Annotated in this window: 21 protein-coding genes; 9 read left to right on the top strand and 12 right to left on the bottom strand. The window is 72.0% G+C overall.

From position 1 onward, the window contains the following. Nucleotides 1–709 precede the first annotated feature (709 nt). From E1265_RS02690 to E1265_RS02700, 3 genes are all read left to right on the top strand, one after another. The gene (locus E1265_RS02690; protein WP_132928564.1) at nt 710–937 is read left to right on the top strand and encodes a potassium transporter TrkA; all 228 of its coding nucleotides are present in this window, start codon (nt 710–712) and stop codon (nt 935–937) included. Nucleotides 938–953: 16 nt separating this feature from the next. Then, complete coding sequence (locus tag E1265_RS02695; protein ID WP_132928565.1) at nt 954–2,450, top strand: cation:proton antiporter; 1,497 nt, start codon at nt 954–956, stop codon at nt 2,448–2,450. Between the two features lie 173 nt (nt 2,451–2,623). Next, nucleotides 2,624–4,111: an MDR family MFS transporter gene (locus E1265_RS02700; protein WP_243740494.1), complete on the top strand. Its 1,488-nt coding sequence runs from the start codon at nt 2,624–2,626 to the stop codon at nt 4,109–4,111. Between the two features lie 40 nt (nt 4,112–4,151). Here the strand turns inward: E1265_RS02700 and E1265_RS02705 are convergent, their stop codons facing one another. Together E1265_RS02705 and E1265_RS02710 are read right to left on the bottom strand one after the other, a co-directional pair. After that, entirely contained in the window at nt 4,152–4,421 is a 270-nt protein-coding gene (locus E1265_RS02705) for a DUF397 domain-containing protein (RefSeq protein WP_132928567.1), read from the bottom strand. Between the two features lie 6 nt (nt 4,422–4,427). Then, nucleotides 4,428–5,285, bottom strand: a complete 858-nt coding sequence (locus E1265_RS02710; protein WP_132928568.1) for a helix-turn-helix transcriptional regulator — start codon at nt 5,283–5,285, stop codon at nt 4,428–4,430. Nucleotides 5,286–5,480: 195 nt separating this feature from the next. On the opposite strand from E1265_RS02710, the gene E1265_RS02715 reads away from it, so the two are divergent. Together E1265_RS02715 and E1265_RS02720 are read left to right on the top strand one after the other, a co-directional pair. Further along, nucleotides 5,481–5,933: an ATP-binding protein gene (locus E1265_RS02715; RefSeq protein WP_243740489.1), complete on the top strand. Its 453-nt coding sequence runs from the start codon at nt 5,481–5,483 to the stop codon at nt 5,931–5,933. Between the two features lie 135 nt (nt 5,934–6,068). Beyond that, nucleotides 6,069–7,898, top strand: coding sequence for a VanW family protein (locus E1265_RS02720; protein ID WP_243740490.1), 1,830 nt, complete (start codon nt 6,069–6,071; stop codon nt 7,896–7,898). A gap of 22 nt (nt 7,899–7,920) precedes the next feature. On the opposite strand, the gene E1265_RS38545 is transcribed toward E1265_RS02720, so the two are convergent. Together E1265_RS38545 and E1265_RS02730 are read right to left on the bottom strand one after the other, a co-directional pair. Then, nucleotides 7,921–8,934, bottom strand: coding sequence for a class I SAM-dependent methyltransferase (locus E1265_RS38545; RefSeq protein WP_132928570.1), 1,014 nt, complete (start codon nt 8,932–8,934; stop codon nt 7,921–7,923). Between the two features lie 114 nt (nt 8,935–9,048). After that, nucleotides 9,049–9,420 carry a MerR family transcriptional regulator gene (locus tag E1265_RS02730; RefSeq protein ID WP_132928571.1) on the bottom strand — a complete coding sequence of 124 codons (372 nt, stop codon included), beginning with the start codon at nt 9,418–9,420 and terminating at the stop codon, nt 9,049–9,051. Nucleotides 9,421–9,538: 118 nt separating this feature from the next. On the opposite strand from E1265_RS02730, the gene E1265_RS02735 reads away from it, so the two are divergent. After that, nucleotides 9,539–10,618, top strand: a complete 1,080-nt coding sequence (locus E1265_RS02735; protein ID WP_132928572.1) for an alkene reductase — start codon at nt 9,539–9,541, stop codon at nt 10,616–10,618. Between the two features lie 19 nt (nt 10,619–10,637). On the opposite strand, the gene E1265_RS02740 is transcribed toward E1265_RS02735, so the two are convergent. From E1265_RS02740 to E1265_RS02760, 5 genes are all read right to left on the bottom strand, one after another. Further along, nucleotides 10,638–11,804 carry an MFS transporter gene (locus E1265_RS02740; protein ID WP_132928573.1) on the bottom strand — a complete coding sequence of 389 codons (1,167 nt, stop codon included), beginning with the start codon at nt 11,802–11,804 and terminating at the stop codon, nt 10,638–10,640. 168 nt (nt 11,805–11,972) lie between these two features. Continuing rightward, nucleotides 11,973–12,515 carry a DinB family protein gene (locus E1265_RS02745; RefSeq protein WP_132928574.1) on the bottom strand — a complete coding sequence of 181 codons (543 nt, stop codon included), beginning with the start codon at nt 12,513–12,515 and terminating at the stop codon, nt 11,973–11,975. Between the two features lie 41 nt (nt 12,516–12,556). Beyond that, nucleotides 12,557–12,802 (bottom strand): hypothetical protein, encoded by a 246-nt coding sequence (locus tag E1265_RS02750; protein WP_132928575.1) that lies wholly within the window; start codon nt 12,800–12,802, stop codon nt 12,557–12,559. A 345-nt stretch (nt 12,803–13,147) separates the two neighbouring features. Continuing rightward, nucleotides 13,148–13,297 carry a hypothetical protein gene (locus tag E1265_RS40585; protein WP_207930929.1) on the bottom strand — a complete coding sequence of 50 codons (150 nt, stop codon included), beginning with the start codon at nt 13,295–13,297 and terminating at the stop codon, nt 13,148–13,150. Between the two features lie 10 nt (nt 13,298–13,307). Further along, the gene (locus E1265_RS02760) at nt 13,308–14,804 is read right to left on the bottom strand and encodes a serine hydrolase domain-containing protein (RefSeq protein WP_132928576.1); all 1,497 of its coding nucleotides are present in this window, start codon (nt 14,802–14,804) and stop codon (nt 13,308–13,310) included. A 71-nt stretch (nt 14,805–14,875) separates the two neighbouring features. Here E1265_RS02760 and E1265_RS02765 point away from each other — a divergent pair, with 71 nt between their 5' ends. After that, the gene (locus E1265_RS02765; protein WP_132928577.1) at nt 14,876–15,523 is read left to right on the top strand and encodes a TetR/AcrR family transcriptional regulator; all 648 of its coding nucleotides are present in this window, start codon (nt 14,876–14,878) and stop codon (nt 15,521–15,523) included. Between the two features lie 96 nt (nt 15,524–15,619). Then, a complete protein-coding gene (locus E1265_RS02770; protein WP_132928578.1) occupies nt 15,620–16,402 on the top strand; it encodes a DUF899 domain-containing protein in 783 nt (260 codons plus the stop codon). A gap of 7 nt (nt 16,403–16,409) precedes the next feature. Here E1265_RS02770 and E1265_RS02775 read toward each other — a convergent pair whose 3' ends face one another. Further along, nucleotides 16,410–16,934: a DapH/DapD/GlmU-related protein gene (locus E1265_RS02775; RefSeq protein WP_132928587.1), complete on the bottom strand. Its 525-nt coding sequence runs from the start codon at nt 16,932–16,934 to the stop codon at nt 16,410–16,412. An 11-nt stretch (nt 16,935–16,945) separates the two neighbouring features. Beyond that, nucleotides 16,946–17,878, bottom strand: a complete 933-nt coding sequence (locus E1265_RS02780) for a LysR family transcriptional regulator (RefSeq protein ID WP_132928579.1) — start codon at nt 17,876–17,878, stop codon at nt 16,946–16,948. Between the two features lie 130 nt (nt 17,879–18,008). On the opposite strand from E1265_RS02780, the gene E1265_RS02785 reads away from it, so the two are divergent. Next, entirely contained in the window at nt 18,009–19,790 is a 1,782-nt protein-coding gene (locus tag E1265_RS02785; RefSeq protein WP_132928580.1) for a polysaccharide lyase family 8 super-sandwich domain-containing protein, read from the top strand. Nucleotides 19,791–20,069: 279 nt separating this feature from the next. Here the strand turns inward: E1265_RS02785 and E1265_RS02795 are convergent, their stop codons facing one another. Then, nucleotides 20,070–20,525: a hypothetical protein gene (locus tag E1265_RS02795; RefSeq protein WP_243740491.1), complete on the bottom strand. Its 456-nt coding sequence runs from the start codon at nt 20,523–20,525 to the stop codon at nt 20,070–20,072. Nucleotides 20,526–20,536 lie beyond the last annotated feature (11 nt).

Here is a 20,536-nt window from a genome sequence, read left to right on the forward strand (position 1 = left end):
GTCCGTTAGTTTCACGCACCATACAGTCTCAGAACCCCTCAAGAGCAGCAGAGCCGACATCCCGGCCAAAGATTATCCGGCCGTCCAGACGAGGAAACGACACAACCGTACTAATTCAGCACCACACCAAGCCCCTCACAAAACCGCAGCGGCTCCCCGCAGGAACATCGCAGGTGCGATTCGACGCAACCCGCCGAGTGTAGATCATCTCGGGAAGGTGCAGGTGAGAACCGCGAAACTCACACCGGCCCCCCCTTGCACGCGACGTCGCGCCATGGCAGACTCCCGTGGGCCAGTGACCCGGCAGCGGCGATTTCGCATTTCTGAATTCCTGCCTCGACGGCGGCCGGAACCTCAGCCGCGAAGCCTTTCTTCGTGCCGCTTTCGCGACCTCCCCAAAGGTTCGCCGAATTACCGGCGAAATAACTTCGCCACGCCCCGGCAGCGCCTTTCCGATTGCCGCCCCAAAGGCACCGGACACGCACGCAGGACCGCCGGGCGCTCCCGTTCCCCCTGGCCAGCACGCCGACGCGGACACTCGCACTCACCTTCGGTAGTCACTCACGCACTGGACAGGACGGCGAGATGGTATGAGCGGCAACCATCGGAGGAACAACATTCCGGCCATCACAACAGGAGGCGAGCCGTCCGGTTTTGACGCCCCCTTGAGTGTTTGAATGCCCGATATCGGACGAGGAGAGGAGCGGTCATGGGCAAGGACGTGCACGTGCAGGACCTGCCGGGTGTGGGGAAGCGGTACGACATCGACCTCGGCCGGCCCGACCAGCGGATCTCGGTGATCATAAGGTCGGGCGGCGTGCGGGACCTCTACGTCTTCGCCACCGCGTCTGCCGACCCGACGGCCGTGATCGAGCTGACGGAGGAGCAGGCCCGCAAGGTGAGCGCCGTGCTCTCGGCGACGTTCTTCGAGGCCTGAGGGAAGCGCGTCCGGCATGGGCCACGCCGACCTCCTGGGCATCGGCGCCACGGTGCTGATCGCCGGCGTACTGGCGCGGTTGGCCCGGCGGTTCGGGCTGCCGTCGATCCCCTGCTACATGCTGGTCGGCATCGCCTTCGGGCCCGGCACCCCGGGGCCCGAGCTGGTGCGCCACCCGGAGGACCTGACGGTGGTCGCGGCGTTCGGCCTGGTGCTGCTGCTGTTCCACCTGGGGGTGGAGTTCCCGGTCGACCAGGTCCTCGGCGGCGGTCGCCGGCTGTTCCTGGCCGCGGTGATCTGCATCGCCGTCAACGTCTGCGCCGGCCTGCTGTTCGGCCTGGTCCTCGGCTGGGGCGGCCCCGAGGCGCTGGTGATCGCGGGCGCGCTCGGCATCTCGTCCTCCGCGATCGTCACCAAGCTGCTGATCGAGCTGCACCGGCTGACCAACGCCGAGACTCCGGTGATCCTCGGGATCATCGTGATCGAGGACCTGTTCCTCGCCCTCTATCTGGCGCTCCTCTCCCCCGCGCTCTCGCAGGCCGGCTCGGCGGCCGGGCTGGCCGCCGACGTGGCCGCGAGCTTCGGCTTCCTGCTGCTGCTCTTCCTGGTGGCCAGGTTCGGCGCCCGGCTGGTGGCGACGCTGGTCGACAGCCGGGAGGACGAGCTGTTCGCCGTGCTGACGATCGGGCTCGTCGTGCTGGTGGCCGGCCTCTCCGACCGGCTCGGCGTCTCGGACGCGATCGGCGCGCTGATGACCGGTCTCGTGCTGTCGCGGACGGAGATCAGGGAGCGGGTGGTGCGGCTGGTGCTGCCCCTGCGGGACGTGTTCGCCGCGATCTTCTTCGTCACCTTCGGGCTGACCATCGACGTCGCCCATCTGGGAGCGGTGGCGCTGCCGGTGGTGATCGCGGTGGCGGTGACGCTGGTGTGCAACCTGGCCGCCGGCGTCGCGGCGGCCAGGCTGTTCGGCTTCAACCAGCGGGGGGCGGTCAACGTCGGCCTGACGATGCTGGGCCGCGGCGAGTTCTCGTTGATCCTGGCCAGCCTGGCGCTCGCGGCGGGGCTGGACGCCAGAATCGGCCCGTTCGTGGCCGTCTACGTGCTGGTGCTCGCGGCGCTCAGCCCGCTGCTGGCCGCGTACTCGCGCCGCGCCGCCCGGCTGATGCCGGACTGGCTGCTGCGGCCCGGCTGGCGGTACGTGCGGGAGGAGACGATCAGCACCTCCTGCACCCACCTGGACCGGATCCGGGTGACGGAGACGGACGCCGAGGCGTGTCCGCGGTGCCTGGCGGAGGGCAGCAGCTGGGTGGAGCTGCGCCTCTGCGTCACCTGTGGGCAGGTGGGCTGCTGCGACGACTCGCCGCGGCGGCACGCCAGCGAGCACGCGCGCGAGTCGGGGCATCCGATCATCCAGTCCGCCGAGCCCGGCGAGGACTGGCGCTGGTGCTTCCCCGACGAGACCCTGGTGCAGGCGCCGCTCGGCCGGAAACGGTCTTCCACGGTGGACTCATAGCCAGCTAAAGATTTCGCCAATTCGTTTATATGTAGTAAGCATCTTGTCGTAGGGTCGCCAGCGGGGCAGCAACCGATGGGAAGACCGTGACGACACAGAGTAAGGAAGACCTGACCGCCGCCGGCGCCGACCGAACCGGCACGACCGCGCCCGCGGAGTCACCCGCACCCGCGATGACCCACCCGCAGATCGTGCGGGCGCTGTCCGGGCTGCTGCTCGGCATGTTCACGGCGATCCTGTCCTCGACGATCGTCACCAACGCGCTGCCGCACATCATCACCGACCTGGGCGCGGGACAGTCCGCCTACACCTGGGTGGTGACCGCGACCCTGCTGTCGATGACGGCCTCCATGCCGCTGTGGGGAAAGCTCGCCGACCTGTTCAGCAAGAAGCTGCTCATCCAGGTCGCGCTGGTCGTCTACGTGCTGGGCTCGCTCGTCGCCGGCCTCGCGCAGAACGCGGGGACGCTGATCGCCGTCCGCGCGGTGCAGGGCCTCGGCGTCGGCGGCATGGTGGGGCTCTCGCAGATCATCCTGGCCGCGATGATCCCGCCGCGGGAGCGAGGGCGCTACAGCGGCTACCTGGGCGCCACCTTCGCCACGGCCACCGTCAGCGGCCCGCTCATCGGCGGCCTGATCACCGACACCCCGGGCCTCGGCTGGCGCTGGTGCTTCTACATCGGCGTCCCGTTCGCGCTCGCCTCGCTCGCCGTGCTGCGGCGCACGCTGCGGCTGCCGGCGGTCAGGCGCCGGGTGCGGATCGACTGGGCCGGGGCACTGCTGGTCGTCGGCGCCGTCTCGCTGTTGCTGATCTGGGTGACGCTGGCCGGCGAAAGCTACCCCTGGGCGTCCTGGCAGACCCTGGCCATGGTCGGCGGCTCGCTGCTGCTCGGCGCCCTGTTCGTCCTCGTGGAGCTGCGGGCCAGCGACCCGATCATCCCGCCACGACTCTTCCGCGACCCCACGATCACGCTGACGTCGATCGCCTCGATCTTCGTGGGCATAGCGATGTTCGCCGGTACGATCTTCTTCAGCCAGTTCTTCCAGCTGGCCCAGGGGCGGAGCGCCACCGTCTCGGGCCTGATGACCATACCGATGATCGGTGGCATGTCCCTCTCCACCACCGTCTCGGGGTGGTTCATCACCAGGACCGGGCGCTGGAAGCGCTGGCTGGTGGCGGGCGGCGTCCTGATGAGCGCCGGCACCGCGCTGCTGACCACCATGCGCCACGAGACCCCCTACTGGCAGATCGCCGCCTTCATGGGCCTGATGGGTCTCGGCCTCGGGATGCTGATGCAGAACCTGGTGCTCGCCGCCCAGAACCAGGTGGCGGCCAGGGACCTGGGCGTGGCCAGTTCCACCGTCACCTTCTTCCGCTCCTTCGGCGGGGCGATCGGCGTCGCTGCCTTCGGCGCGCTGCTCGCCAGCCGGGTGGCCGACTACACCCGCGAGGGCCTGGCCGACCTCGGCATCCCGGCCGAGAGCGTGACCGGCGGCGGCATCCCCGACCTGGCCGCGCTGCCGGCTCCGCTGCGCACGGTTGTCGAGAGCGCGTACGGGCACGGCGTCGCCGACATCTTCCTGTTCGCCGCGCCGTCAGCGGTGGTGGCGCTGCTGCTCATGCTGTTCGTCAAGGAGGTCGCGCTGCGGACCCGGCAGTAGGCGCCGGTCCCGCCGCGCTCCGCGCGGCGGGACCGTGCCGTCAGGCCAGCAGGAAGTCCGCCTCTCCGCGCTTGGCGCCTCGGATGAAGGTCTCGATCTCGTGCGGGGTGTAGATCAGTGCCGGCCCGTCGGGATCGGTCGACTGGCGCAGGGCCACCCGACCGTCGGCCAGCTTCATGGCTTCGACGCAGTTGCCGCCGTTCGTTCCGCTCCAGGGCTTGCGCCAGCCCTCGGTGCCCAGCTCCCTGGCCGGCATCCCGTTGTATATCCGTGTCGTGGTGAGCGCCCTGCGGCGCGTCTCGTCACCCATGCGGTGTCAGAGCTCCTTGCGAATGTCACCGAGGATCGCCGCGGTGTCTTGAACCGGTGCGGCCTGGGCGCCCATGCGGTCGAGCACCTCGCGGTAGGCCACGGTGTCGGGCCGTTCGTCGAGGTAGGCCGCACCGGTCAGGCTCTCGGCGTAGATGATGTCCGGCAGTTCCGGGATCTCGAATCTGAAGAGCTGGAACGGCCCGAACATGCCGGGGTGTGGCCCGGCCCTGAGCGGCATGATCTGCAGCGTGACGTTCGGCAGGGACGTCGCCTCGATCAGCCGGTCGACCTGCGCGCGCATCACGGCCGGTGGCCCGACCCTGCGCCGCAGCACGTGCTCCTCGACCACCGCCCACAGCAGCGGGGCGCGTGGCCGGCGAAGCAGTTCCTGGCGCGCCATGCGCAGGTCCACCCTGCGCTCGATCTCCTCGGTCGGCGCGCCGGGAAAACCTGTTCTGAACAGGACTCTGGCATAGTCCCGGGTTTGCAGAAGCCCCGGGACGCAGTGTGGTTCATACGCCCTGATCAGCCTGGCCTCGCCCTCCAGGCTCACGTAGAGGGAGAACCAGTCGGGGGTGACGTCGCGGAACCGGTGCCACCAGCCGGGGCGGTTGGCCTCCTCGACCAGTTCCATGAACGACGCCACCTCGGCGTCGTCCACGCCGTAGAGCTCCAACAGGGCCTTGACGTACAGCGGCTTGAGGCCGACCTCGGCCTTCTCCATGCGGCGCACGGTGGCGGTGTTGACGCTGAGCGCGCGGGCGGCGTCGGCGAAGGTGCGGCCGGCACGCTCCCGCAGATCGCGCAGCCGCATCCCGAGGACGATCTGTCCCACGGTCGGCCCCGAACGCGCCTCTGCCACCTCGCCCTCCTCCGGGCATTGCCAAGTCCCCCGACCCGGACAAAGTTTGCCACACCCAGTAGCGGCATCGGCAGAGAGTCATCTGACTTTCTGCAAATTGCAGAACTACCCTTGCGCTTGCGTAGCGTCGTTGCCCATAGTTATCAAGTGACCCGGCTCACGATGGCTCCTGCCCCATGGAAGGCGACCCCGCCCGTGTCCCCACTTCGCGGCACGACGCCCATCCCTCTGCCCCGCCGCGCGGACCACCGTCCGCCGAGCCCGCCGGGCGAGCGGATCGACCTGCCGGCGGTCGCGACCTCGGTCGCCGCGGCGCGAGCTCGGGTGCGGACCCGCCTCGATCACTGGGGGCTTCCGGAGTCGGTCCGTGACACGGCGCAACTGGTCGTCTCCGAACTGGTGACCAACGCCGTTCTGCACACGCGCAGTGACCGTGTGGTGTGTTGGCTGGTCTCGCAGGGCCGTGGGGTGCGGGTCGAGGTCACGGACCAGGGCCCCGGCATGGCCCCCCGGGTGCCGCGCCAGGCAAGCTCGGAGGCGGAGGGCGGCCGCGGCCTCATGCTGCTCGACTCGCTTGCGGTGCGCTGGGGTGTCATCCCACCGGGGCACGTGTCGGGCTGCACCGTGTGGGCCGAGATACACCCCTGACGCCCCGGTCCCCACACTCGCGGACACCGCCCGCCAACATCAAAATTGGATAACTTCCGTCACCTCCGCCACAACCTTTTACGAGTACGGTTTCCGGAGTGCACACGTCCGGTCACGGCGCGCTATGGTGCGCGCGTGTCGCGCATCCCTCCCCTCCCGCGTCCACCCCGCCCGGTCCTCATCGGCGGTGTGCTGGCGCTCGGTTTCGGCGGTCTGTCCCTCGGTTGGATCCTGCTCTTCGGCCCGCTCGGCGGCGAGATAGCGCGGGGCACCAGCGTCCAGGGCGTGGACATCGGCGGTCTCTCGCCCGATGAGGCGCGGGATCGGCTGTCCGCCGAGCTCGCCGACTCCTGGTCCGCCCCGCTCCAGGTGCTGCTCGGCGGTGAACAGTCCGAGCGGCACGCCGTCGAACCGGCCACCGCCGGCCTCCGCGTCGACGTCGAGGCGACCGTCGCGCAGGCCGACCGATCCGGCCCGCTCGGCCGGCTCTTCGGGGCCAGGGGCGGCGAGTTGGAGCCCGTGGTCATCCAGGACGCGGCGGGCGCGAGGGCCGGGCTCGCCGCGCTCGCCGACTCCTGGGAGAGCGCGGTCGAGGAGGGCGCGGTGTCCTTCGTGGACGGCCGGGTGGAGGTCACCGAGCCCGAGGCGGGCATCGTGCTCGACGTGGCCGGCTCGCTCGGGCCGCTGCGGGACGCCTATCCCTTCGACGCCGACGCCGGGCCGGTGCGGCTGCCGGTCTGGCAGGCCGAGCCACGCACCGACCAGCGTGAGGTGGAGCGGGCCCTCGCCGAGTTCGCCGAGCCGGCCATGTCAGGACCCGTCACCCTCACCGCAGGCGACCGCCGCATCCCCATCTCGCCCGAGGTGATCGGCGACCACCTCGCCCTCACCCCCGACGCGCTGGGCACGCTGCGCCCCGAGTTGGACGGCGAGGCGCTGGCCGCCGACGAGCGCGTCGCCGAGGCGCTCGCCGCGGCCACCGTCGACCCGGTCGAGGGCACCGTGCGCCTCGACGGCGACCGGGTGGTCTTCGACGAGCCGGGCGAACCCGGCAGCCGGGTGGCGCCCGATGCGGTCGGCGAGGCCGTGCTCCCGCTCCTCACCGGGATCGGTGAGGCGGCCCGCACCGGCCCCGTGGACACCGAGCCGGTCGAGCCGACGCTCAGCCGCGACACCTACCGGGAGCTGGGCCTCGTCGAGGAGATGTCCTCCTTCACCGTCGAGTTCGAGCCCGCCGACTACCGCACCACCAACATCGGCCGCGCCGCCGAGCTGATCAACGGCTCGCTGGTGCTGCCCGACGAGACCTGGAGCTTCAACGACCGGGTCGGCGAGCGCACCGAGGAGAACGGCTTCGTGGAGGGCGTCATCATCCTCGACGACCAGTACCAGCGCGCCCAGGGCGGCGGCGTCTCGGCCGTGGCCACCACCGTCTACAACGCGATCTTCTTCGCCGGCGTCAAGCCGCTCGAACACGGCGCGCACTCCTTCTACATCGAGCGCTATCCGGAGGGCCGCGAGGCCACCGTCGCCTGGGGCAGCCTCGACCTGCGCTTCCTCAACGACTCGGGCAACGCCGTCTACATCTTGGCCGACGCCACCGACACCTCGGTCACCGTCACCTTCCTCGGCACCAGGAAGTACGACCAGGTCCGCGCCGACACCGGCCCGCGCGAGAACATCCGCGAACCGGAGACCCGGCGGGGCGAGGGCGAGGACTGCGTGCCGCAGCCCCCGTTCGAGGGCTTCGACGTCGAGGTCCAGCGGATCTTCGTCAACGACGGCGAGGAGGTCGGCCGGGAGAGCTACACCACCAGCTACGTGCCGCGCGACGAGGTCCTCTGCCCCGCCACGGTGACCGGCTCGGTCTCGGCGCGGGAGGCCGACCAGGGCACGGCGCCGGAACGGAACCCACCGGTCTCCGGCGGCGGCTGGCCCTGGTGGTACTGGGGCCAGGGCTACTGACCCCGCGGCCCCCGGGCCCGCGTCAGGCCGGCGCGAGGACGTCGATGAAGCTGAAGGCGGGGACGTCGAGCAGGCGGCGGTCGACGATCCGCCAGCCGCTCTCCTCGATGGCGGTCGACCACTCGTCGATGGTCGGCACCAGCTGCCCCATCACGCTGTGCACGGTCTCAAACCCCAGGGTGAACATGGGGTGTTCGGGTCCGTCCAGGCCGGTGGAGCGGCAGGTGTCGCCGAGGATCAGGTTCCTGGCGGACGGGAAGACGGTCCGCAGCCGGCGCAGCGTGCGCACGCAGTTCTGCCGGGGCCAGAGGTCGTGGCCCATCAGGAAGCAGGTCACCGTGTCGACCTGCCCGTACTCGGGGCGCGGGCCCATGGTGACCAGGTCGTCCTGGAGCAGCGTGACCCGGTCGGCGACGCCGGCCTCCCGCACCGCCTCCCTGGCCAGGCTGATCGCGCTCGCCGACTTGTCGACACCGATCAGCCGCAGCTCGGGCCGGAGCGCCGCCAGCGTCCGCAGCCGCTCCCCGCCGCCGCACCCCAGGTCGGCGACGGTGCCGAGCTCCAGCTTCTCCAGCATGTCGCACAGCGCCGGGTCGAAGTAGGTCTGGGTGATGTTGCGGCAGGCCACGCTGAGGGCGCGGGCGTCCCGCCGCACGAAGCCGCCCTGCCGCAGGCTGTTGACCACCTTGACCGGCAGGGTGGTGAGCAGTTCGCCGCAGCCCCTGGTCAGCCAGTAGAAGAAGGCGCGGGCGCGGAACGCGTCGTCGAAGCCGATGTCGGTCTCGGCCACCTTGCGCTCCGGGTCCAGCATGACGATGCGGCGGCTGGAGAGGGCGACCAGGATGGCCCGCACCGTGTGCGGGTGCGCGTCCCGCTGCTCGGCGAAGGCGGCTATGTCGACACGTCGTCTCTGGTCCAGCTCGTCGAGCAGCCCGATCTCCCACGCGGCGCTCAGCGCGGCCGAGGCGATGGCCCCGTTGAACGTGTCGGCGCAGTAGCGCGCCCCCTCCGGCAGCCGCTGCTGGGATGTCGTCATCGCATGCCCCTGTTTTCTGTGCTTGCTAGGGATTCGGCGTTGTCCCCAGCGTGCGGCGGCGCCGCGACACGCGCATGCAGGGTGGAGCGAAATGCGGCCGTTCGGGTGAGACTCCTAGGCGGGGTGGCAGGGCGTGTTGGTGACCAGGGCCGTGGTGGCCCGCGCGATGGCGGAGTCAAGCCGATCGCGGGTGCGCTCCAACTCACCGATCCTGGCGCCGATCCGGTCCCGCTCGGCCGCCAGCACGGCCAACACCTCGGGCGTCGACTCGCCGGTCGCGATGCACGGCAGCAGCCCGAGGATCGCTCGGCTGGTGAGCCCGGCGGCGTACAGCTCCTGGATCATCAGCACCCGGTCCACGGCGCGCTCCGGGTAGCGCCGCTGGCCGGACGGGCTGCGCTCCGGCTCGAGCAGCCGCTGCTCCTCGTAGTAGCGCAGCGCACGCACGCTGACGCCCGTCCGCGCGGCGAGCTCGCCGATCCGCATCGCGCCTCCCCGTGATCCCGGTCACTCCGTCTTGCCTCTGACGTCAGCGTGAGGTTTTAGCTTAGCCGTCGCGCGCGCAGTTCGGTCCACCCCTTCCACACACGCAAAGGAAACGACCGTGACCAGCCTCTTCGACGGCTACCGCATCGGCGACCTCCGCCTGCCCAACCGCCTTGTGATGGCCCCGATGACCCGGGCCCGAGCCACCGCCGACGGCCTCGCGACGCCGTCGATGGCCACCTACTACGCCCAGCGCGCCACCGCGGGGCTGCTCGTCAGCGAGGGCGTGGCCCCCAGCCACCCCGGCCAGGCGAACCCCGACATGCCGGGGCTGCGCAACGCCGCCGAGGTGGCCGCCTGGCGCCCGGTGACCGACGCGGTGCATGCCAACGGAGGCCGGATCTTCGCCCAACTCATGCACGGCGGCCGGGTGGGCCACCCCGCGGTCTCCGGCCACCAGCCCGTCGCGCCGTCCGCGGTCGCGATGCGCGGCGACGTCTTCGTCAGGTTCGGCGAGCCGATGCGGCCGGCGCCCATGCCCCGCGCCCTGACGACGGCCGAGGTCGGCGCCGAGGCCCGGGTGTACGCCGACGCCGCCCGCCGCGCGGTCGAGGCCGGCTTCGACGGCGTCGAACTCCACGGCGCCAACGGCTATCTGATCCAGCAGTTCCTCTCCAGCAACGCCAACCAGCGCACCGACCGATACGGCGGGTCGCTCACCGGCCGCATCGCCTTCGCCGTCGAGGCCGTCACGGCGACGGCCGACGCGATCGGCGCGGAGCGCGTCGGCATCCGCCTCTCCCCAGGCGGCCGGGTGTGGGACATCGTCGAGGACGACGTGCCGGGGCTCTACTCGGCGCTGTTCGCCGCGCTCGCCCCGCTCGGCCTGGCCTACGTCCACCTGCTGGCCCCGCCCGACGGCGACGAACTGCTCGACGGGCTGCGCCGGGCGTGGCCGGGAACCCTTGTCGTCAACCCCGGCGGGCAGATCGGCCCGCGAGAGACCGACCAGGCCGACGGCGAGAAGTGGCTGGCGCGCGGCGCCGACCTGATCGGCTACGGCCGGGCGTTCCTCGCCAACCCCGACCTGGTCGAGCGCTTCCGCACCGGCGTGCCGCCACGGCCCACCCCGGACCGCGAGACCTGGTACCAGGGCGGCGACACCGGCTTCATCGACTACCCGAGCCACCAGTACTGACCGACCGGCAGGCGCGCCCTCAGCCTCGCTCGACGGCGGGCACCCGGGCGGGGTGGAGGCGCGCCAGCAGGGCGTAGGCCGCGGCCATGGCGAGCGCCACGGCCAGCAGCGCGGGCCCGATGACGGCGGCGTCGAACCGTTCGACCAGCAGGCCGATGGTGCCAGGCAACAGCACGTTGCTGCCGTTCGCGGCGGCCATCTGCGCGCCGACGGCCCGGTCGGCCTGCGCCGGCCCGACCCGGTCGGCCGTGGTCAGGATCAGCAGCGGGAACACCGGTGCCGAGGCGAGGGCGACGAGCAGCATCCCGCCGACGGCCAGCGGCGCGGGACCCGGCGCGGCCATGGCGCCGGTCCCCGCCACGATCCCGGCGACGGAGGCCGCGAGCACCGGCCCGATCCCGACCCGCTCGGCGAGTTGGCCGAGGCCGAGCCGGCCGACGAACATGACGGCCCAGTAGCCGGAGACGACCAGACCGGCCACGTCGGCCGGCAGGCCCTGCGCCGAGGTGAGGTAGAGGTAACCCCACAGGCCGATGCCGCCCTCGACGCCCATCTGGAGCACGAAGACCACCGAGCCGAGCACCAGTCCCCTGCCGGAGCGCGGCGCCGGGCCCTTCGGGCGCGCCAGGGGCCGCGGCCTCGCCGCCGCCCAGCGGCGGGTGTTCAGCAGGAAGGCGCAGCCGAGCGCCGCCTGGGCGCCGGCCACGAGCGCGTAGGCGAGGCGCCAGCCCAGCTCCGCGCTGAGCACCGCGGTGACCACGGCGGGCCCGACGACCGAGCCGAGCCCGTAGCTGGCGTGCATCCAGGTGATCTGCCGGGCGCTGAACCGGCTCGCGGCATAGGCGTTGAGCGCCGCGTCGATCGCGCCGGAGGCGAGGCCGAGGAGCACGGTCGCGCCGACCACGCCCCAGAAGGAGGGCGCGACCGCGTAGCCGACCACGGCGAGGACGGACAGCCAGGTGCTGCCGCTGAGCAGCCGCCCGAGCGGCAACCAGCTCAGCAGCCGCCCCGTCAGGGCGCTGGACAGCACGGCGGCACCGACCCCGAACGGCAGCAACAGACCGAGCGCGCCGATGGGTTGGTCGAGGCTGACGCTCATCCCCGGCCAGGCGACGCCCAACACGCTGTCGGGCAGCGCCATGCTGACATAGGCGAGACAGGAGAGAACGAGAAGTGAGGCGGACATGGAGGAAGGGCCCTTCGGGGAGCGACGGATGGGACGTCGGGCGCTCGCCGTGCCACGCGATCTCTGTCGGCGGCACGCGCGCTACCGCGTGCCGGGACTCCCTGGTGCCTCACATCCGCCCATGTCCGCGACCTCCTGGCCGATCACCGTACACCGAACCGGCGTCGGCTACTCCCCCGTTGCTCCGTCCACCGCCTCGCGCAGCAGGTCGGCGTGGCCGTTGTGCCGCGCGTACTCCTCGATCATGTGCGTCAGGATCCAGCGCAGGCTTGGCGATCGCCCGTCCCGCCAGGCGCTCCTGGCCAGTTGGTCGACCCCGCCGCCCTCGGCCAGCGCCTCATCGACCGAGCGACGCGACCGGTCCACCGCCTCCTCCCACAGGGTCCGCAGCGCCTCGGGGCTGTCCTTCGCGGCCGAGTGCCAGTCCCAGTCGGGGTCGGCCTTCCAGTCCACGGTGTCCCACGGCGGCACCGGATCCCGGTCGTGCAGGAACCGCGAGAACCAGTGGTCCTCGACGTAGGCCAGGTGCTTGAGCAGCCCCCCGAGCGTCATCGTCGAGGCCCCGACCGTGGCCGCGAGCCCGGCCGCGTCGAGTCCCGCGCACTTCCACGCCAGCGTGGCCCGGTGGAACTCGAGGTACCCGAGCAGGGTCGCCACCTCGTCCCCCGCCACCGGCGGCTCGGGCCGTCCCTGTTCATCTATGTCGGTCATGCCCCGGGAGTGTAGAGGGCGGTCCGGGACGCCCGGCCGGGTCAGCCGGCGGCGAGCAGTGTCCGGGCGACCTCCCGCGCGCGGCTGGCGTTGATCCCGGCGGTGGCCATGGCCCCGCTGGCCAGCACGGCGAGTTGGTCGGCGCGCTCGGCGGGCAGGCCGGCCGCGTCCCCCAACGCCCGGAGATGGTCGAAGACCGCGAGGATCCGCTCGCGCGGGGCGTCCGCGTGCTCCTCGACGTAGGCGGCGAGGGTCTCGCGGACGGCCAGGTCACACTCCTGGAGCACGGCCTGGAGCAGGTCCCCCTTGGCCGGAAGCCCAGTGGCATGACCATGGCACATCAAGAGACTTCACGTCCGGTACCGCACGGTGACGGTCGACGGCCTCGACGTCTTCTACCGCGAGACCGGCGATCCCGGCTGGCCGACCCTGGCGCTGCTCGACAGGCGCGGCCCCGACCGCTTCGCCCTCTATCTCCAGGACCACGGGGCCGCCATCGGCCGGCGTGCCCGCCGACCGGATGGACCGCATCGCCCCGAGACCTGGCTGCTCGACCAGGCGGGGCTCGACCGACCAGGCAACGACGCGATCCAGCTCCAGCTCTTCTGGGACTACCAGTTCAACCCGGACGGCTACCTGGACTTCCAGCGGCCGCCGACGCTCCTGACCTGGGCCGGAACGACGAGATCTCCGGCCCCGCCGGCGCCGAGGCGTTCCCGCGCGACCTGCCCGAGGCGGAACTGCACCCGCTGGACGCCGGCCACTTCGCGCTGGAGACCCACGGTCCCGAGATCACCGCGCTGGTGCGCACGTTCCCGCGTCGCGTTGACGACACCGCCGCAGGGTGACACAGCCGCACACCAGTCGGGTCGCCGCCACGGCCAGCCCCGCGGCGGCGACGGTGACCAGCAGCCAGCCCACGTCGGGGGCCCACAGCCGGATGGTCCCGAGGCCGACGCCGAGCGCCTGCGGCGTGCCGGCCACCGCGAGGTGGGCGAGCGCGAGGCCGCCGAGCGCCCAGGAGGCCGTGCCGGCGACGATCCCGGCCCGCCCGCGCCGCCCGGCGGCCGGGCGGAACAGCCGGTAGCAGGACCAGAGGACTACCACGGCGGCGCCGAGCACGATCGCGGTGAGCACGGCCAGGGCCAGCGGGTAGGTGAAGTCGCCCGACACCGGCTCGGGTTGTCCGCCCGCCAGCATCCGGGCCGCGCCCAGCACGGTCCCGACCAGTTCGGCGTCCTGGAAGTAGCCGTAGGCGTTTCCCAGGACGACGACGCCGCGTTTCAACTCGGGCAGCAGCACCACGCCGGCGAAGTAGCCGGGCGACGCCCCGGTGTGCCAGACCATGCCGGTGTCGAGGTCCGCGTTGCGTTCGTCGACCCGCCAGCCGAGGCCGTACCGCACGGTGTCGCCGACGCGCGCGGCGCCGCTGTGCGTCGCGGCCACGGAGTCGGCGTCGAGCACCCGCTCCGTCCCGTAACTACCGCCGTTCAGCTGGGCCATGGCGAAGTGCGCCAGGTCCTCGACCGTGCCGCCCAGGTAGCCGTAGCTCGCCCCGGTCTCGTCGTAGCGCGGCGCGACGCCGACCGGCCGGCCGTAGACGTAGCCGTGGCCGTCGGGGAGCGCGGCGGCCCGCGCCTCCCCGGGCGAGGTGAGGGCGCCGTCCATGTCGAGCGGGTCGAGAACGCGCTCACGCAGGTACGCGCCGAACGCCTGCCCGCTGACGGCCTCCACGACCGCCCCCAGCAGCAGGTAGTTGGCGCTGGAGTACTCGAACCGCTCCCCCGGCGGGAACAGCGGCGCCACGTCGGCCAGTTCGGCGACGGCCTCGCCGTACGGGTCCCGGCGCCGCTCGAACCGGTCGGTGACGCCCGTCTCCCCCGGTATGCCGCTGGTCTGGTCGAGCAGCTGCCGCACGGTGATGTCGCCGCCGGCGCCGCCGGCCAGGGTGAAGTCAGGCAGGTGGGCGCGGACCGGCTCGTCGAGCTCGACCGCTCCGTCCTCGACCAGGGCCATGACCGCCGTCGCCGTCACCGGCTTGGAGACCGAACCCCACAGGAAGGGCGTGGCCTCGGTGACCGGCTCCCCGTCCCCGGACTCTCCCCAGACGCCGACGCGCTCGATCGCCTCGGGCGTGACGACGGCGTAGGCCACGCCCGGCGTCTCGCTGGCCGCCGTCCGCTCCCGCAGGTAGGCGTCGATGTCGGTCGGCTGTTCCGTGGCGGGCGCGGCCGCCCCCAGGGTCAGCACGGCGACGAGTGCGGCGGTCACGGGCAGGCGAAGTCTCATGTGGCCCCCAACGTTGAGATAACCATATGGGCATACGGTTATGAGGGACCATACACTGATACGGTTATGGCGTGGCACGCACCGCAGACCATGACCTCCGCCGCCGGGAGATCGCCGGCGCCGTGCGGCGGCTCGTGGCCACCGCGGGCCTGGACGAGGCGACCGTGGCCAATGTGGCCAGGGAGGCCGGATTCTCCGTCGGCCTCGTGCAGCACTACTTCAGGAGCAAGGACGAACTCCTGCTCTTCGCCTACCGCCAGGTGACGGCGGCCATCCACGACCGGGTGGCGGCACGCATCGCCGATGGGGTCACGCGGCGACGGACGATCTCGGCCGTCCTCTTCGACAGCCTGCTCGAGCTGCTCCCCCTCGACGACGAACGCCGGGGCGAGTACCGGGTCGCACGCGCCTTCCGGGGCCGCGCCCTGGACGACGACACGCTCGCCGAGGTGGCGAGGGCGGGAGCGGCGGACCTCGGGGACCAGCTGTCCACCGCCGTCCACAACGGCAAGGAGTGCGGCGAGGTCGAACCGGACCTCGACCCCGCGCTGGCCGCCGTCCGGATCGCGGCCCTCGTGGACGGCCTGGCAGAACAGCTCTACCTGGATCCCAACCGCGGCGTCGGCGACCGCACGCTGCGGACGACCGCGGAAGACCTCGTCCGGGAGTGTCTGGACCACGTCTTCACCGGCGAGTGCCGGCAGTACCGCAGGGGCTGAGCGGGCGATGAGTTCCGGCCGGGGCGCGAGTCCTCTCTGGTGACCGTCGCGGGGCGTCGCACGACGCCGCCCGGCACGAGACACACGGAGGACACCATGACGACCACGCCCGACGACTCGACCACCGCGCTGACCGGCCGCCCGCCCGTCGTCGACCTCGCCACCTGGCAGGCCGCGCGGGACGCGCTGCTGGTCCGAGAGAAGGCCAACACCCGCGAGGGCGACGCCCTCGCCGCGGCCCGCCGCCGGCTGCCGATGGTGGAGTTCGACGGGGCGGTCGAGGTCGTCGGACCGGAAGGACCGGTCCCGTTCCTCGACCTGTTCCAGGGCCGCGACGAGCTCGTGGTCTACAAGCACATGTGGTACGACGGCGCGCCGCACCAGGGGCAGTGCGAGGGCTGCACCACCACGGCCTGGCACCTCAACGACGCCGTCTACCTCAACGCCCGCGGCGTCTCGTTCGCCGTCCTGACCACGGGTCGCTGGGAAGAGGTGGCCTCCTACGTCGAGTTCATGGGCTACACCCAGCCCTGGTACTCGGTGCGCGAGTTGGACGAGCCGGTCGGCGGCGAGATGGGCTACCTCACCTGCTTCCTGCGCGACGGCGACCGCGTGTTCCTCACCTACTCCACCACGGGCCGCGGCAACGAGCGGGTCAACGGGTCCATGGGGCTGCTCGACATGACGCCCTACGGCCGCGGCGAGGCGTGGGAGGACAAGCCCGAGGGCTGGCCCGAGGGCCGGGAAGCGTGCTGGTCCTGGCGCTCGGACGCGGAGGGGAACGCCACCTGGGGCCCGACCAGCCGCCCCGTGCCCCAGTGGACCCGCCCCGGCGCGACCCCCGTGGAGACCCTGGGACGGCACGGCCACTGCCACTGACGCGCGTTCACCACCGCCGGCGCACGGTGGCTTTGGGGCCGGTCACCAGGCTCGCCGGCGGCACGTCGTCGGCCACGACCGCGCCGGCGGCCACCACGGCGTCACGGCCGATGCTGACGCCGGGCAGGATCGTGGCACCGGCGCCGATCCACACGTTCTCCGCCACGTCGATGGGCCCGCCGGTCAGGTACCGCCGCCGCTCCCCGGGATCGACCGGGTGGCCGACGGTGATGAACGTGACCTTCGGGCCGACCATCACGCGCTCGCCGAGCCGTATGCCGGCGTAGTCGAGGAATGTGCAGTTCTGGTTGATGAACACGCGCTCGGCGAGGTCGAGGCGGAGACCGTGCTCCGTGTAGAAGGGCGGGTAGATCGTGACCCCCGACGGCAGCGGCCTGCCGAGGATCCGCGCGAACAGCTCCGCCCTGCCCGCCTCGTCCTCGAAGGGGAGGACGTTCAGGCGGGAGGTGAGCTCGGTGACCCGCAGGACCCTCGCGGCCATCGCCTGGAACTCGGCGCTGTGGATGCGCATGAGACGGTCGTTCACGGCCTCGTCCCCCAGGACGGGAGCCAGACCGGCTCGGGGAGCCTGGGCAGGCTTTCGAGGTGGGTGATGAGTCCCCGAAGTCCCGGATGGGGATTCGTCCTGGGGAGGAGGAGCGACAGCGGGTACGCGAGGGTCGGGTTCACGATGGGGATGCGGCGCAGGTCGTGGTTGGTCGGCCAGAGGTACCGGTCGCGCGCCCCGACGAGGGTGGCCACGTCCGCGGATTCGGCGAGGACATCCAGGAGTACCTCGTCCCCGAAGTGCGGGCCCGCCGCGTCGACGCGCAGGTCGAACGCGGTGGCGAGCTGGTCGTAGAACTCCGCCCATTCGCTCTTCGGCGCGATGCCGGGCACCCAGATCCGGTGCCTGCGCAGCTGTGATGGCGTCAGGCCGCGTGCGGAGGCGAGCGGATGTCTCGGGCCGACGAGAAGTTCGAGCGGGGAGTCGAACGCGCGGATCATCCGCACGTCGGGCGGCAGCGCGGCCGGGTCGGTGATGGTGCGGAACGAGGCGTCGACATCGCCCGCTTCGACGGCGGCGAGCGCCACGCGTGGGTCGTCGACCCGGAGGGTCACCACGTCGAGATCGGTTCCGGGACGCGACCGCCAGTACTCGTGCAGGACGACGGCCTGCGCGCTGCGCAGGCCGAGCACGTCGAGCCGCAGCGCCCGAGAGCCCGGCCTGACCGCGGCGACGGCGCGCTCCACACCCGCGACGATGCTCCGCGCGTGGGGCAGGAACGCCTGGCCGTCGAGCGTCAGCTCGATCCCCCGGACGGCACGCGCGAACAGCCGAACCTCCAACTCGCGCTCCAGGGCGGCGATCCGCTTGGAGACGGCCTGCGGAGTCACGCCCAGCTCGTCGGCCGCGAGCTGGAACTGCCCGAGCTCTGCCGCCCGGACGAAGGATCGCAATGCCTCGGTGTCCACGGCCGCAGCGTATGCGTGCCCAACTGATCGTTGTGGCTCGCGGAGGATGGGTTGTTCGTCCCCTCCTGAGTGCGGATGCCCGGTGAAAACCGGATGCGGCTTGGCGTCGTGCGACGAGAGGGTGCTGGGCATGCCCGGACTCGACACCGTTCGCACCCGCCTGTGCCGCGAGCTGTTGGCCGCCGAGCCGCCGGACGTCACGCGGCTCGATCGGCTGGCCGACACGCTGAAGGACGACGGCACCTGGCCCGACGTCGACTACACCGCTCCGGAGGGCGTGGAGTGGCCGGCACTCGCCCATGTGAGCCGCGCCCGGTCGATGGCCGGCTCGACGGCTCACCACGGCCAGGCTCTGCGGGCGTTGGACGGCTGGCGGCAGCTCGGGATCCGGGCCGCGAACTGGTGGTACAACGAGATCGGCGTTCCGCAGAACGTCGGCGACGCCCTGCTCCTGCTGCGCGACCAACTCGACGCGGAGCAACGTGAGCAGTGGGGCGACTGGCTCGGGAACTCCGCCGGTCCCGTCGAGATGACCGGGCAGAACATCATCTGGCGTGCGGGCGTCGAACTACGGCGCGCCGTCCTGGTCGAGGACACCGACCTGCTCGCCGCCGCGGTCGCCCGCATGGCGTCGGTGCTCCGCCCGACCCGGGACGAGGGCATCCAGGACGACCTGAGTTTCCACCACCACGGACCACTGCCCTACGCCGGCGGCTACGGCGCCTCGCTCGTCACCACCGTCGTCCCGTGGGTCCAGGCGGTGCACGGCACGCCGTGGGCGTTCGACGAGCCGAAGGTGCGGCTGCTGGTCGACTACCTCCTCGACGGCCAGCAGTGGGCCCTACACGGCGACGGCTACGACTTCACGCTGATGGGGCGCGAGGTCAGCCGTGCGACCGCGCACCGGGCCGGCGGCCCCCTGCGGGAGGCGCTGCGGCGGCTGCTGACCACCGATCCGCCCAGGTCGGCGGAGTTGGCGGCCCTCGAACGACGCCTGGCGCGGCTGGCGGCCGGTGGCCGCGCCGAGGGCGGCCCTGTGGGTTGTCGGTACTACCCTCGCTCCGACTATCTGGCGCACCGCGGGCCCGGCTGGTCGGTCTCGGTGCGGATGTCCTCGACCCGGACCATCCCGTCCGAGAGCATCAACGGCGAGAACCTGCGGGGACGTCACCTGGCCGACGGCGTCGCGACGATCCGGGTGGGCGACGCCTCGGACGACGGCTACCGGGCCGTCCTCCCCCTGTGGGACTGGGCGTGCCTGCCCGGCACCACCGCAGAACAGCCGCCCGACCCCGCCGCGCTCCTCCCCCGCCCCGGCGACCGGCGCGGAGCCAGCGACGACGTCGCCGGATGGACCGACGGCCGCCTCGGCATCGCTCTGATGCGGCTGGCCGGCACCGACCGCGTCGACGACGGCTGGAAGGCCTGGTTCTGCTTCGACGACATGGTGATCGCCCTCGGCGCGGACATCACGGCGCCGTCGGCGGAACACCGGGTGGTCACCACCCTCGACCAGCGGTTGGCCACCGGTCCTGTGACGACCGGGGCGGGCTTCACCCACCAGGGGCGGATCGGATACATCCCGCTGACCGCACACCCCGGCGTGTTCTCCCACACCCGCCCCCGCACCGGCCGTTGGTCCGACATCACCCGGGACGGCGAAGCCACACCGCTGACGGCGGACGTCTTCCACATCGGCGTCGACCACGGCCCCGCGCCGCGAGGCGCCGCGTACGCCTGGCTCGTCCTGCCCGACACCGACGCGGAGACGACCAGCCGGCGCGCCACGCGACCGGGCGTCACCGTGCTCGCGAACACCGCCACGCTGCAGGCCGTCCGCTGCCACCGCACCGGCATCACGCTCACCGCCCGGCACGACGCCACCGGCATGACGCTGGGTACGACACCCTAGGCCGGCGGCTGGTCCCCTGGTATCGGGGCCAGTTGCAGTCCACGGCGGTCGGCGGCCCAGCGACGTGCTCCAGCAGGAGTTGGCGGCTGGCCTCGTCGCGTTCCGCCTCCGGGACCAGCTGGTAGTGCTGGACCGCCGAGCGCAGCCGCGACCAGGCCTCGCCGCGAGCACGTGGCGCTCGGTGTCGTTGAAGAGCTGGCGGAACCCACCGATGAAGACCGACACCCCGGCCAGGGAGGCGCCGCCGGCGACCAGCGCGCTCAGCTCGGTGACCAGGCATCACGGGATATCGGCACGCCATAGCGAACGTACCGTCGCGTTGAGGAGTCTCACGTCGACGAACGGCGCGCTCTCGGTGGGCGCCGAGCGCCAGACCAACGGCCACGTGCCGCTCCCGGCGCGGAGCGCCGGAACGCCGATGTAGGAGTAGCGTGCGTCGCCTCGGCTGAACGCCTCGGCCGGGTAAGGCCAACGGTAGCCACGGACGCTTCGGGGCGGCACGAGGAAGTACATCCGCGACTCCCCGACGGCCTGGTGCACGATGGGCCCGGCCTCACGCCCCAACGCGTCGGCCACCTCGGGCCCACGCTCGCCGACGATCCGGACGGCGTCGAAGACGACGCCGACCATGCGCAGCGTGGTGCCGGTCACGGGCACCCAGTCCGGACGATAAGGAGATACCACCGGTTCGAGTTCATTTTCTCCGATCACGCCCACATCCTTTTCGGCCAGCACCTACGGTGACC

The organism is Streptomyces sp. 8K308, assembly GCF_004348315.1.
GTDB lineage: Bacteria > Actinomycetota > Actinomycetes > Streptomycetales > Streptomycetaceae > Streptomyces.

Excerpts from the sequence above, each read along its gene's own strand:
- E1265_RS02770 (WP_132928578.1), top strand. The coding sequence starts at position 15,620 with ATGACGACCACGCCCGACGACTCGACCACCGCGCTGACCGGCCGCCCG.
- E1265_RS02760 (WP_132928576.1), bottom strand. The coding sequence starts at position 14,804 with ATGAGACTTCGCCTGCCCGTGACCGCCGCACTCGTCGCCGTGCTGACC.
- E1265_RS02690 (WP_132928564.1), top strand. The coding sequence starts at position 710 with ATGGGCAAGGACGTGCACGTGCAGGACCTGCCGGGTGTGGGGAAGCGG.
- E1265_RS02695 (WP_132928565.1), top strand. The coding sequence starts at position 954 with ATGGGCCACGCCGACCTCCTGGGCATCGGCGCCACGGTGCTGATCGCC.
- E1265_RS02740 (WP_132928573.1), bottom strand. The coding sequence starts at position 11,804 with ATGTCCGCCTCACTTCTCGTTCTCTCCTGTCTCGCCTATGTCAGCATG.
- E1265_RS38545 (WP_132928570.1), bottom strand. The coding sequence starts at position 8,934 with ATGACGACATCCCAGCAGCGGCTGCCGGAGGGGGCGCGCTACTGCGCC.
- E1265_RS02775 (WP_132928587.1), bottom strand. The coding sequence starts at position 16,934 with ATGCGCATCCACAGCGCCGAGTTCCAGGCGATGGCCGCGAGGGTCCTG.
- E1265_RS02730 (WP_132928571.1), bottom strand. The coding sequence starts at position 9,420 with ATGCGGATCGGCGAGCTCGCCGCGCGGACGGGCGTCAGCGTGCGTGCG.
- E1265_RS02700 (WP_243740494.1), top strand. The coding sequence starts at position 2,624 with ATGACCCACCCGCAGATCGTGCGGGCGCTGTCCGGGCTGCTGCTCGGC.
- E1265_RS02705 (WP_132928567.1), bottom strand. The coding sequence starts at position 4,421 with ATGGGTGACGAGACGCGCCGCAGGGCGCTCACCACGACACGGATATAC.
- E1265_RS02745 (WP_132928574.1), bottom strand. The coding sequence starts at position 12,515 with ATGACCGACATAGATGAACAGGGACGGCCCGAGCCGCCGGTGGCGGGG.
- E1265_RS02785 (WP_132928580.1), top strand. The coding sequence starts at position 18,009 with ATGCCCGGACTCGACACCGTTCGCACCCGCCTGTGCCGCGAGCTGTTG.